This window comes from Gimesia benthica, from assembly GCF_009720525.1.
GTDB lineage: Bacteria > Planctomycetota > Planctomycetia > Planctomycetales > Planctomycetaceae > Gimesia > Gimesia benthica.
In genome coordinates this window covers 7904178-7917493 of record NZ_CP043930.1, presented here as the reverse complement: position 1 = coordinate 7917493, position 13316 = coordinate 7904178, and the positions used below count along the sequence as shown (strand labels likewise).

Annotated in this window: 9 protein-coding genes; all 9 read right to left on the bottom strand. The window is 51.6% G+C overall.

The genetic code is table 11. The features are described from left to right. Positions 1-18: 18 nt before the first annotated feature. From F1728_RS30735 to F1728_RS30695, 9 genes are read right to left on the bottom strand one after another with little or no spacing between them, the layout of a single operon-like run. Positions 19-1572, bottom strand: coding sequence for an ABC transporter permease subunit (locus F1728_RS30735; RefSeq protein ID WP_155367208.1), 1554 nt, complete (start codon positions 1570-1572; stop codon positions 19-21). After that, entirely contained in the window at positions 1572-2534 is a 963-nt protein-coding gene (locus F1728_RS30730; RefSeq protein WP_155367207.1) for an ABC transporter ATP-binding protein, read from the bottom strand. The genes F1728_RS30735 and F1728_RS30730 overlap by 1 nt, the downstream gene beginning before the upstream one ends. Then, positions 2527-4410, bottom strand: a complete 1884-nt coding sequence (locus tag F1728_RS30725; RefSeq protein WP_155367206.1) for a hypothetical protein — start codon at positions 4408-4410, stop codon at positions 2527-2529. The genes F1728_RS30730 and F1728_RS30725 overlap by 8 nt, the downstream gene beginning before the upstream one ends. A gap of 12 nt (positions 4411-4422) precedes the next feature. After that, the gene (locus F1728_RS30720) at positions 4423-6318 is read right to left on the bottom strand and encodes an ABC transporter permease (RefSeq protein WP_155367205.1); all 1896 of its coding nucleotides are present in this window, start codon (positions 6316-6318) and stop codon (positions 4423-4425) included. Then, positions 6315-7262, bottom strand: coding sequence for an ABC transporter ATP-binding protein (locus F1728_RS30715; RefSeq protein ID WP_155367204.1), 948 nt, complete (start codon positions 7260-7262; stop codon positions 6315-6317). Before F1728_RS30715 ends, F1728_RS30720 begins: the two co-directional genes overlap by 4 nt. 21 nt (positions 7263-7283) lie before the next feature. Next, positions 7284-9476: a hypothetical protein gene (locus F1728_RS30710; RefSeq protein WP_155367203.1), complete on the bottom strand. Its 2193-nt coding sequence runs from the start codon at positions 9474-9476 to the stop codon at positions 7284-7286. Positions 9477-9504: 28 nt separating this feature from the next. Further along, the gene (locus F1728_RS30705) at positions 9505-11388 is read right to left on the bottom strand and encodes a vWA domain-containing protein (RefSeq protein WP_194242604.1); all 1884 of its coding nucleotides are present in this window, start codon (positions 11386-11388) and stop codon (positions 9505-9507) included. Next, the gene (locus F1728_RS30700; protein WP_155367201.1) at positions 11385-12290 is read right to left on the bottom strand and encodes a DUF58 domain-containing protein; all 906 of its coding nucleotides are present in this window, start codon (positions 12288-12290) and stop codon (positions 11385-11387) included. The genes F1728_RS30705 and F1728_RS30700 overlap by 4 nt, the downstream gene beginning before the upstream one ends. A 6-nt stretch (positions 12291-12296) precedes the next feature. Further along, positions 12297-13313 (bottom strand): AAA family ATPase, encoded by a 1017-nt coding sequence (locus tag F1728_RS30695; RefSeq protein ID WP_155367200.1) that lies wholly within the window; start codon positions 13311-13313, stop codon positions 12297-12299. Positions 13314-13316: the final 3 nt, after the last annotated feature.

Genomic DNA, 13316 nt, shown 5'->3' with positions numbered 1-13316 from the left:
GCAGGTAAAAGGAACAGTTTATTGTGAAGCCAGATGGACCAAACGTTCTTTGATCAGAAAATGAAAAGCAATAATGCCAATCATCATCATAAACGTTACCGCGACGGAAAGTCCATCCATATCAGGCGCCCCTGCTCCCAGTGAAAGTAAACTGACTGAAATAAAGAAAAAGGTGTTACCCATCCACATGGTGAAGAACGAAAGGGGTAATGCGCCCCATTTAATGTAGGTGGACAGAAAAGCCGTCAAATGCCAGAAAAACAGGATCTCGGTACACATCATCCAGAACCCGGGTTCGGCAAAAACCAGACCGGAATCGTAGCGCATTTCCCTGAGTCTGAATAACACGCCCAATGACAGATAGAAGAAGGCCGGCAGGATACTCAGTAGAGATCCCAGCACTTTCGTATATGCTATCTTCGCCATCGACTCAGGGAGCATCGCCGTGGAGACCAGCGTCTTCCACTGGATTTCCACATGGAAGATCCGCGCCGAGATCAGACTGATTTCAATCAGAATAACAATCAACATGGTCCAGAACATCGTCATTCCGATTTCCTGGATGGAATAGCTACGTGTGGTGTAACCAAAAAAAGTACAGAGAGAGAACAAAGCCATTCCGTAGGCAATGAATTTGATCAGGCTCATGCCATAGCCGCCGTGGACAAAAAAGAAGTCTTTCCACATCAGTGCCTGAGGCCAGGCGCGCCCCGGGGAAAACATACTGCGTTTCTTTTTTGCGACGAGCCTGCGTTCGGGAGTAGAAGACTGTTCGAGCAACGCAAAGCGGGTGAACAGCCAGTTCGCCAGACCAAACAGGAACAGTCCAAACAACAAATTGCTCCAGAACTGGTATCCCCAGGCCGTCTCGTTGAAGCCGGTCGACAGGATGGTCGTAACCTGTTTGATTACTGAGGAATCGTAGATCCATTCGAGAATGATCCCCGCGACTTTCACGGGGAAGAAATTTCCGGAGATCCAGTTTTCATTGATGGCCGCAGTTCGTAGCAGTTCTAACAGAGGGACACCCAGAAAGTACGTAACCAGGCCGATAAAGACCAGGGTGGAAGCCGTCCGCGAACGCGCGCTGATCACAGAGCACAACAGGCCCAGGTTCGCGACCAGAAACAGGAAGGCTGCCAGCGCGATATAGGCGGCAAGGACCTGCGAGAACATAACGCCGCCGAGCGTGATTGCCAATAGCGTAAACGGGAACTGAATCGAGAGCAGTAACAGGGCGGCAATCAGGCGGGGCAGCATTTTCCCCAGCAGTAGAGAGACCGGGTTGACCCCTGCCATCAATAGCAGTCCGATGGTCTCTTCTTCCTTTTCTTCGGTGATCGCTGTTGCGAAGAAGCTGATGCCTGCAATCAGGATAAACACAAAATTCAGATAGACGATCTGTCCGAACAAAGCCAGACCAGCAGCCCCCATCATGGAACTGCTCATCTGGGCGGAGAAGAGGCAGAACAGAATCAGGATCGCAAACAGGAAGCGAAACAGATGTGTGCGCATCAGACGAAAGTCGACTGCCAACGCACGGTGAAAGAGTGCAAAGGTTCCCTGAAACATCAGCGTACCCCCTGCTCTGTGAGATCCAGAAATGCCTGGTTCAAATGCTTCTTGTCTCGCTGGAAGGAATCGATGACTCCATTGAGTGCAATGATTTTAGAAAGCAGTGCACTGGAATTGAGGATCGTCATATCAAAGGTCACCCGCATTTCCCGTGGTTTGGGTGTCTTTTCGACATTGACGATACCGGGTTCATTCGCCAGAGCAGCGATAATCGCATCCGGTTCCGATTCAAGGGTGATCTTATAGACGGGATGTTCCTGTTCATAATTCAGCAGACCATCCATGGATCCACTGTATTTAATCAACCCGCGGTCGATAATGGTTACGCTGTCACATAACTCAGCGAGCTCACTGAGGATATGAGAGCTGATGAAAATCGTTTTGCCCATCCGCTTCAGTTCCTGGAGAATTTCCATTAACTCAATCCGGGCTCGGGGATCCAGGCCGGAAGCAGGTTCGTCTAACAAGAGCAGGTCGGGATCGTTCACTAGCACCCGTGCCAGACTCACCCGCTGCTGCATACCCCGCGACAGTCCACTGATCAGCGAATCTCTGCGGCCATCCATGTCCGTTAATGTCAGCACATCATTGATGACCTGGTCGCGCTGTTCCTGCTTTAATCCATAAGCAGCCCCAAAGAAGTCCAGATATTCAAAGACAGTCATCTGGCGGTAGGTACTGAAATGATCCGGCATGAAGCCGATCCGCTTTCGAATCTCCTTGACGGCAGTACGCACATCATGCCCAAAAACGGCGACTTTGCCTGCCTGAGGTTGCAGCAGCGTGCAGATGATTTTGAGTGTTGTCGTCTTGCCGGCACCATTCGGCCCTACGAATCCATGCAGGGATTGTGGGTGTACCTGAAAACTGATTCCCTGAAGTGCACGATGCCCTTTGAAGGAATGAGAGACATTCTCAATATTGATGACAGGCGGATGATTCTGTTGGTCATTAATCATTGGTTAAATTCTTTTTCTCGGGTAAGGCGAGATTATAGGCGAAGAGAATACGTCCCTGCTGTGTTCCCTGCACGTTGGTTTTTACTTTGAGTGTTTCCGGAATCTCGCCGTACAGGAAGAGCTGCAGACGCGATGAGTTACCCTGGTACTGTTGCAGCTTTTCGGAACTGAGCAGACCGAGATCTTTTAATATCAAGTGCGTACCTAGGCCGTCATAGACCTGCTCAATATCTTCATCAGAATTTGCGGTCCTGAGCCGTGAAGCATACAGCAGATCCGAATCGAGGTGTCTGTTCCAGGCTGAAAGCAGCTCCCGACTTTTGCCCAACGATAATTCGCTCGGATTTTCACCGGATGAGGGAATCAAATTATAGACATATTTTCCGAGGATGAGTTGCCTGTGATTCAGCCCGGGGGGAAGTGGCGTTTCTGATTTGAGGGTCAGCTGTTTGAGAATCACGTTCCCGTTTTCCATGTCGATTTCATAATCCTGCACAGAAAACCGGGGGGACGTATAGGGGGCTTTGATCCGGTATATCATCCGGCGGCTTGAAAAGGGTGGAATGTCGGAGACGAACCTGCCGTCGTTGCCATTGAAAATCCCGCCACGAACCCGTTCGATGACTTGCGCTGTTGAAAAAATGGCACCTTCACCGTCTTCCGTAAACTGGTAATCGTCCCCCTCAGTGACGAAGCAGTTCATCCAACAGGTCAGGTCCAGCTGATTGTCGGGGAGTGGTTTTGCCAGCAGCACGCTGTTAATTGTGGTTTTTTCTCCGTAGCCGCGTTTCCCGATGGTCCAGAAGATAATGCTGAATACGCTTACGGTAACGAGTAGAAACAGGAGAGAATTGCGATACCGCATCATATTTTTTCGATGCTGGAACAGATAACAGCCGGGAAAGATCAGAAATATATAGAATAATGTCATAATATAAATCACCGCCCAGTTATGAGTGGGGCGGGTCAGTTCGGATAACTGGTAGAGAAACCCAGAGTTGATGTCCCCATACTGGTAAGGATCATAGTTCTCTCCGCTGGACTGGGATTCCTTCGCCAGGGGAGCAGCAGCATAAATGCCTAACGACTTTGCGTCGCTGTCGCGGACGGCCTGGATCCGTTCATCAAGAGTCGTCGCTTTCAGTTGATTCAACTTTGAATTGTGGCGGATCACCAGTCCCGCACCGACGCGAAAATGATCGAAGGGGGCATTCAGGGGGGCTAAGTTCGATGTAAATTTCAAACTCTCGCCACTGGGGTTGGGAAGCAGATGCAGAATGCCCCCCTGCTCCAGCCAGTCCATGAACGAGACTCGACGGGCCACATCCCAGCGTGGCACATGCCCCAGAATGACTTCATCCAATGAATCCGTCGCGGTCACAAACGGAGGAAACAGGTCTTCCGGGTATTTCTTAAAGCTGGCTCCCCCCTGGAGGAGGCCATCGCTTCCGGCGATGATAATCCGCAGAGGCCCGGTCGTGGTGGCGGTACCTCCGGTTCGTTTGACGCTGCGATATTGTACAAAGCCGGGGCCCCAGTTCAGACTCCAGTCTTCATCCTGACCATCGACGATATAAGGATAGAACTGGACCCACTGGGAGCTGTAAGGCGGTAGATAGACTTTTTTATACAGTGGCGCGCCGACTTTTGTTCCATTAAATTGCTGACGATTCAACTGGACTGCTTCGTCGAAGACCTCGGGAGTATTATTGCTTAAACGCAGAGAGAGCGGGACAAATTTTCCCCGAACTGGTTGGTTATTGAATCCCCAGATAGTCTCCTCGACATCAATCGCATAAACAGCGGAAGGCAACATCAACAGCATGAAGAGCAGCAGCTGGTTAATAATTTTGTAGTCCAGATACGTTCGGAACATCCTCGTCACATTCTATCCTTCCAGGGGAGAACTCAATACTGGTTTCGAATTACTCGGGGGTGCGGGAGGAACATAATCCTGTTCAGGTGTGTCCCCTAACCGCCCCAGTCTCTCATCAATGTGCCCGAGACACAAGTGGCGAAACCAGAAACATAGGCAGCCATAGATCAGGGAATTAAGGATGAGAGGAATCCAGATCGAACCGAATTCATGAAATTCAGCGATTTCATTCACCACGATAAAAGAAGCCGGTCCCAGTAGAACGCCGTAGATCACTGAATCTTCATTCATTGAGGGATTTAATACAAAGAGGGGAAACGCCAGGATGAACGGGGACAGACACCAGAGAATGACGCCCCCCAGAGACGTCAGGATGGCTTTCGTCTGGGATTTGATTTTCATCCCGATCCAGCAGAAAAGATAAATCAACATCGGCAGGTAGATCGAAATCGTCAGCATCGAACCGGTAAAGTAAGCGAACCAGCGTGTCGAGTAATTCGAGTGACGGTAAGACGAATAGGAATAGCCGGCCAGGTGATACTCCATTTTCCACCAGGTTTCAAATAACACGATGGTCAGCAGGGGAATCAACAGTACCAGACAGAGCCTTTTGACGCCGGCAATTTTCTGTCTGAGGATTTCTCTACCCGAAAGAGGCGCCGTGAGCAGCACATCAAGTGTTTCGTGAGACCGCTCTCCTGCAATCAGACTGGTGGCTGAAACCGCGAGCAGCAGCGTTGTCAGGATCCAGACACCCCACAGCAACATGACCGCCCCGGGGACCACCGGTTCCGGACTACCGGTGGCAATCAAGATACACAAAAACAGAATGGGGACTTCCAGCGCGACCAGGATGCGAAACAGATAACGAAACGTGCCCAGTGATTTCTTGGAGGTTTCCCTCCAGGCGATGGGATCATTCTCGGGCAGTTTCACATCATCCTGCACCAGTACGATACCCCGTGTCACGCGATTGTCATTGATTTTACTGAACTGAGAGTCCAGCTTCTTGAACATGTTCAACAGCAGATTTCGTGGCGTCAGGAAGGCACGTCGCACGAGAAAATAGTGGGCCATAATCAGAAACATCAGCGTGACAGTCAGCATGGGAATACTCATCAGGAGTGGCCCCAGGATCGCGGAGATACCAGTCGTACGGGAACACAGATCGAACAGGTAAGGTCCGAACAGGAACAGGTTCAACTCAGACGAGCGTCCCCAGTTTCCCAGCAGATTACCCAAAACCGGGATATTTTGCAGTACCTGAGTAAAAAGGTTAAACAGTTCCCGGTAATAAAACAAATTCAGTTCGTAGACGATAATCGGTCCAAACAGCATGAAAAAGCCGAACACATAGGTCGCAATAAAGGCCCCCACAGTGCTGCGAAAGAAACTGGAACAGAGCACGCCTAAAGCGGCGACCTGCAGCATTGTCATGAGCAGAAACCAGATCCCGCTGATAAACATCGCCGGTGAAACCCCACCCAGGGCATAGGCAAAAGCCAGAATTGGTAGCCCCAGGGTCAGGAATGTGAGCATCGTAATTAATCGGCCCAGGTATTTTTCGAGAATGATGGTCCCGGGACTCAGCCTGGTAATCAGCAACAGTCCCAGACTGTTGCGCTCTTTTTCGTGGGTGATCACGCTACAGGAAATCGCGGGCAGGAAGAGATAAATGGCGGTAAACTGCAGATAGACCATCGCCTCAAAGATGTCACGTCCCCGCCCCAGAATGGCCATCGGGTTATTTTGAAGTCCCGACATCAGATCGATATAAATAAAACCGACAAAACCGAGGAACAGCAGCGCATAAATGGTGCGGATGATATAGGTTCTACGGCGGTTGGCCAGTTCTGTCAGCTCTTTGGAGAGCAGCGGAAGCCCGAGTTGGAATCCTCTGGATTTCATGCCGTCTTGCCCTCCGTCAACTTCATGAATACCGTTTCCATATCCATGGCTTCCGCCTGGAACATGCGGATTCGGGCCCCCGTCGCAGCCAGTCGGGCGTGCAACTCATCGACGGCCATCTGGTCTTCCTGCAGTTGAATTGCCAGGCGGTCTGCCTGCACGGAAACGGACTTGACCCCTTCGAATTGTTCGATCTGCTGACAGATCCCGTTCATCTCACCGACAATCTGCACGTGAATGACCCGGCTGAGCTCAAGCCGTTTATAAATCTGATCCAGAGATCCCTGGGTGACAAACTGACCTGCCTCAATGATGCCGATACTCGTACAAAGCTGCGATAGTTCGTGCAGAATATGGCTGGAGATGATGATCGTCTTCCCCATCTCTTTGAGGGCGACCAGAAGTTCGCGGACCTCAATTCGTGCCCTGGGATCCAGGCCACTGGCTGGTTCATCCAACAGCAGCAGGTCAGGGTCGTGCAGCAGGACGCGTGCCAGGGCCAGCCGCTGTTTCATTCCGCGCGACAGAGAGTCAACGGGCGAGTCAATCTTCGCCGTCAGATCGGTCAATTCCAGAACGTCGTCAACAATTGCTTTGCGACGGCTGCGATTTATGCGATAGGCGGCGGCGAAAAAGTGCAGATACTCGCGGGCGGTCAGGTCTTCATACACGCCGAAGAAATCGGGCATGTAGCCGATCATCTCGCGGATCAGATGCGGTGCTTTATGCACAGAAACTCCGTTGATTTTGACTGCGTCGCATTCATACTCCCGTTGCAGCGTTGCCAGTACTTTAATCGTGGATGATTTCCCGGCACCATTGGGGCCGATGAAACCGAAGACTTCGCCTTTAGGAATCGTAAATGAGATCCCTTTGACGGCTTCGTATTTACCGTAGCGAACCCACAGATTTTTCACTTCCACCATTGGAGGCTGTATGCTCATAGTATTCAATTCACACTTCTGTCAGAGGGCTTGTACGGCCTGCCGGCTTGGGGAAAACAACAATTGACGATAGACCGTGTCCTGGGTCTCTCCCGGAATAAAGATCACAACCAGCCACTGCCCGGGAGCAGAAGGGTCCAGGATGCTCAGGTCTTCATAGTTGTTTCCCCCGGAAGGAGAAACCTGCGAAACAATCTGGAACAGTCCTCCCTGATTGCGTACGCACAGGTCATCCATGAAACTCTGCTGAACATGGTTATGGATTCCATTGTGATACTGCTCGGTATTGAAGAGTCGGTATCTCGACGGGTAACGCGTCTGGTTCTGTGAGGGATGTTGCAGCCGGTGGTTCATGGGATATTTTGCCACTTTTCCGGCAGAGGTTCCGTTGTAGATCATCACTAAAGCCTGATTACCGAATTCTGCTTCAATCTGTTTTTTCAATTGCTCCCGCCCCTGCACGGTGGCCAACTGCTTTGTGTCAAATGAGGCCCAGTTAAAAGACGGCTGTTCTGACTGGGGGTAATTATTGACGATGCGATTGAGCTGCGGCGTCCATTGCGGCATACGCTGGAAAACCGAATACTGTGTTGGAATGGAGCCCGCATAATAGGGCGGCCCGACCAGAGCGGCGTCCGTCCCGCGTGAATAGCGATAATAATTCTCCCCCATGCCCAGCTCCAGTTGATTGAGCGAGGTCAGCAAGCCGGATTTGACGGGGGTTTCGACATTCTGGTAAGAGCCCGTGAAGATCAACTCGATCTGATTTTCTTTGACGGGGCGTCCCTGCGAATCCAGGTCGATGATCACCAGTGATTTGCGTTCGTGCGATGTCTGCATGAAGTAATTCGAAATCAGAAACGCGATCACTGCAAAACCGACGGAGATCAGTGGGAAGGTTATCCAGGTAAAGCGTCTCATGTTGAAACGACCCAGAACATAATATTCTCCCGGCCCGATTACGATGACGTAGCATAACAGAATCAACATAATCAGCGATGCGGGCACGATACGGAGATGTTCCGGCATCAGACTTGAGACCACAGCGCCTCCCGTGCTGACAGGGTGATAATTCAGATTAAACATTTCGGATGGAGTATAAGCTTCTCCATAGCGACTATAATTCTGTTTTACCCGATCGACATAGGCATTGATCAGTGGCTGTTCATCCCAGCGTTGATTTGCTGCGTAATAGTCCTGTTGAGACTGACGCAGTTTCCAGAGAAAAAAGGGAATCTGTCTGCGGTGCGTTTCAGATAACGAGTCGTTTGCGATCGCATCTGCAGTCACGATCACAGATCGTCCCCAGCCGGTTCGGAAAAACCAGGTGGTCTGGGCCTCGTCCTGCTCCAGTTTTCCAGAGGAGTTGAGCACAAAGGGCGTGCTTCCCGCATTATCTGACAACTGATTGAGAAACTGTACCTGTGAAGGCTTGGGATTCTCCCCTACCAGCACACAGAGACTGCCCCCCGAGCGAACCCACTGCTGAATGGCCCGCAAGTGGCGTGATTCGAGTGCTTCCAGCCCCTGCTCTGTAATCAGCAGGATATCGTATTGATGACAATCCAGGGGAAGCTGGGGAAACTCGGCCGGTCCTACATAAATCGAGAATGTCTGCATATTGAGAGATAAGGGGCGATTGGTCAGATAGCCGCGATTATCCAGACCGTGTTTTCTGAGAATTTGCCGCAGATCGACGGGTAAGGGATCGGAGGGACTGATCGCTTCAAATTTAAGTTCATCCAGCAGACGTTTTTCAGCCTGGGAGAGACTGGTGTCAAACGAATCACAGACGCCGACGGCAAACATGCGTTCATAAACACGCCCGACACGGAGTAGAAACTCGTTTTTCAGATCGTATTTCCTGTCCGCTGTAACGAAACTGACCTGTAAGCTAACATTCGAAAACGCGTTGTCCACCTTCATGGGGGGCAGCATCATGGGGATTTCATGGAAACCGGCGTGTAACGCGACATCATTCGAACGATACTGACCAAACTGTTGAACGCCATCGTGGGCAGTGACCAGGAAATAGCCTTCCAGGAGTCCTGTCGAGGCAACCGAGCATTGCCAGACCAGGGTCAGCGGTCCATCTCCCTTGGGGGACTGTGATGTCTGTCGCAAATCAACCGTCATGGGCAGGTTCTGCGCATGGACGGCAGCAGGCGTCGACAGACACAGCAACCAGATCAAAATCAGTAGTTGGCGCAACATGGTTCGATTTCAGGCTGAGGACGTTTTTTTAAGTAGGAACACCCGTTGGTTTGCGTTGGAAATACCACCATTCGAGTAGTAACAGGAAAAACGCGATCAGAGCAAACTCACTCCAGAGCGGTTTATCGCTGTCAATCTGCGCTGCCGCTGCGCTGACCGGAACTTCGCTGAACTGGATCTTCTCTACGGAAACGAGAGAAGTCTCCAGAGGGTTCAATAAACTCACGCCAAGTTCGGCATCTTTAGCACCTTCGCCACTGATGTTGTAAGTGCCAACGTGGAGCGCCGCGATGCCGGACAAGACGCCATTCGCATCACTCTTAACTGTCATCGTCTTACCGACAGGAGGCTTAATCTGGTAACTCTGCTCCGGCTGATATTCCACAACCGGTAAAACCGGTGTCGCTGCGGCTTGTGTTTCGGCGATTCCTGCCTCCTGCAGAGTCAACTGTACCAGGTTCGAAACCATGATGGGAAAACCAACCCGATAAGGGAGTGTCGAACGGTCTGTATCGAACAGGAAATAGAATTCCTGATCGGTGGGAGTCCTTTTCTGCAGTAACAGTGGTCCCAGTTTGCCGTGAATCAGAACTTCGTAGCCCAGTTCTTCCAGATTTTCTACGCCGGAGTTCTCCGTCCAGACCGGCTGCTGGGTGATCTGGACATCACTTAACTGTACGTGTCTGAGCAGCGATGAACTGCGGTTCCAGTCCACCACTTCGGTCAGCTCCGTTTCCAGCTTGATATACTTCTCTAACTCTTCCGGTACAAAACCGACTCCCAGTTTGATTAATGCTTCACGATCCATATCCTTAGCGGCACCGGAAATGACCAGATCGTATTCCGCAGGCGCTGAGCTTTGATCGGGTTGTGGATACAGGATCATCTCGGAGTTTTCATCCAATGCATACCGATAGCTGGCTAACTCAGGATCCACATAAACCAGAAGTTGACGAGACTGTGGAATGGTAAGATAGGCTTCGTTATCTGCGACCAGACTGTCTGCGCCTGCAGGAGTCAGGATGGCTTTGATTTTCGAAGCGCCTCCCGCATCAACGGAGAATTCCAGTCGTTGTGATTCTCCCGGGCCCAGAACGATCTCTTCCCGGGCGACACTCTGTCCATCCTGGATCAGTTCTACGGAGGCGGAACTGTCTGCCTGTTTTGAGTTCTCGATCCGCAGGAAGACGTCCCAGGTCCCCGCCTGATTTTTGCGGGCATTCATGGAAGTGATTCCGACATTCACGCCAGCAGGAGGCAACAGCTGGTAATTCAGCTCAAAGGGGAGTTCAAAGTCGATCTCTTGTGGAAAATTGCCATCGGAGTAGAAGAGGACTGACTTAATCGGGGCGGTGCGTGAGAGTGCCTGTGTCATCCGCAGCGCGTCTTCCAACTGGCTGGGAACATCATCTACTTTGAGTGATGCCAGCGACTTTTTGAGAACGCGCTGATTGTCGGTGAAATCAGTCAGCCGCCTGGCAGTCGAGCCGACGGCGACCAGCGAGATTCTCTGGTCGGGCAGCATATTCTCAATCAGCTCATTCACTCGCTCTTTGGCGAGATCCAGCCGTGACTTTTTTGTTTCCGGATCGGTCGCAGCCATACTGGCGGAACTGTCGATCAGAATCGGCAGGTATTCGGCCCGTTCTGCCCCGCTCTGGATATAAGGCTGCATTAAAGCCAGAACCAGGAACAGCAGTAACAGGATCTGCAGCAGCAACAGAATGCTGCGTTTGAATTTCTGAAAGGGAGAATTCACCCGACGGTCATTGATAACCTGGCTCCAGAGTGCCAGCGAAGGCACGCGCTGATGCGGTCGCTTGAGTTTCAAAAAGTAAAACACAAGCAACGGAATTAGTAGTAATAGAAACCAGGCACCCTGCAGAGCGTAAAATCCGGGCCAGAAATTCATCGTACCCATCCTTTCCGCCGCAGCTGATCAAAGAGAACATGCTCCAGGGAATCGCCACTATTGACTGACAGAAAACGTCCCGAACGCTGTCGACACAGTGTTGAGAGGTGGTCTTCCAGCATCGCCCGATGCTCGTGATATAATCCCAGCAGGTCACCCGCTGAGGAAATATCGAGAGTCTGCCCTGTCTCGCTGTCAACCAGTCGCAGATCCCCGTTGATTTCCGGATTGACCTCCGAAGGAGCCAGAATCTGAACCCCGAAGATTTCCAGCCCTGCACTGAATAACATGTTTAAAGGACGCTGCAGATCACCCAAAGATTCAAAATCGGAGAGAATGACCGCGATCCCCCGTCCACGGTGCGTCCGTAAGACATCTTCTACGGCCTGCTCGACCGGTTCATCTCCGCCTGGTTCCAGAGACGTCAGAAAGTCAAACAGTCGCTTCATGCTGACCCGACCTGATGAGGGCGGAAACTGGGCGGGACGATTCCCCCGCTGATTACAGGCATAAATGCTGACCTTCTCAAAATTCAGCAGCCCCATGACTCCGAAAGCAGCAGCCAGTTGTTTTCCCCGTTCGAATTTGTCTTCGTGATCCATCGAAGACGAGGCATCGAGGATGATGACGACATGCATCTCCTCTTCATGCTGATACTGCTTCATGAAGGGGCGATTCAGACGCGAAAAGATATTCCAGTCGATGTAGCGGACATCATCGCCGGGCACGTAGTTCCGATAATCAGAAAACTCGGTGCTCGATCCCCCTTTGCCGGTCAGGTGTTCGCCCCGGCTCCGGTTGGTAAGCCGCCTGGTCGGGTTGAGGCGCATCCGCTCCAGCATCGATAACGTCTTGTTATCGAACAAAGGGGTATACTGCGTTAAGGCTGAATTCTCGGCCACGGTCTGTTACTCCTTCTCGGGCAGTTCCTGGCAGATTTTGGCGATCAGATCGGTCACTTTGATGTTTTCCGCCTGCCCGTCATAGTTGAGTAGCACCCGATGCTGCAGTACCTCGTTCGCAAAGTAGCGAATGTCTTCAAACGCCACGTGCGCCCGGCCTTCACTCAACGCACGCACCCGCGCCGCTTTTACCAGGGACTGTGCTGCCCGGGGACTGGCGCCCCAGTGAATGAATCTGCGGACTTCATCGGTTGCGAAATCAGTTCCCGGATGAGTTGAGAGCACCAGGCGAATGGCATAGTCGCGGATTGGTTCGACAACCACAACCTTTTCCAGCACCGAACGCAGTTCCAGAATCTGACTGCTGTTGAGCAGTTTGGTCAGTTCGACCGGCTGTTTCAGAATGGTCTGCTGCACAATCGTGTTGAGTTCGTCCCGGTTGGGGAATGGGACATTAATCTTAAACATAAAGCGGTCCAACTGTGCTTCCGGGAGTGGATAGGTCCCTTCCTGCTCAATCGGGTTCTGAGTTGCCATCACAAAAAAGGGCTGGTCCAGCCGATACTGTGTCCCGCCGGCGGTGACTGTTCCTTCCTGCATCGTTTCCAGCAGGGCCGACTGTGTCTTGGGTGACGCCCGGTTGATTTCGTCTGCCAGCAGTAACTGGGTAAAAATCGGTCCTTTGCGGAATTCGAAGCGGTAGGTCCCGGTTTCGTCGGTACTCATGATATTGGTGCCGATAATATCCGCAGGCATGAGGTCCGGAGTAAACTGAATCCGTTGAAAATGAAGGTCCAGTACCCGGGAGAGTGCTTTCACCAGTTCGGTTTTCCCCAGTCCGGGGACCCCTTCCAACAGGACATTGCCGCCACAAAACAGGGCATAGAGTGTTGATTCCACGACCCGCTCCTGGCCGATAATCATCCGGCCCACTTCGGACCGCACCTCGTTGAACACTTTTTTAAAGTGATCGGCTTCGGCCTGTAACACGATGGGTTCGTCGGTTGTTTCCGGCTGATTCATATT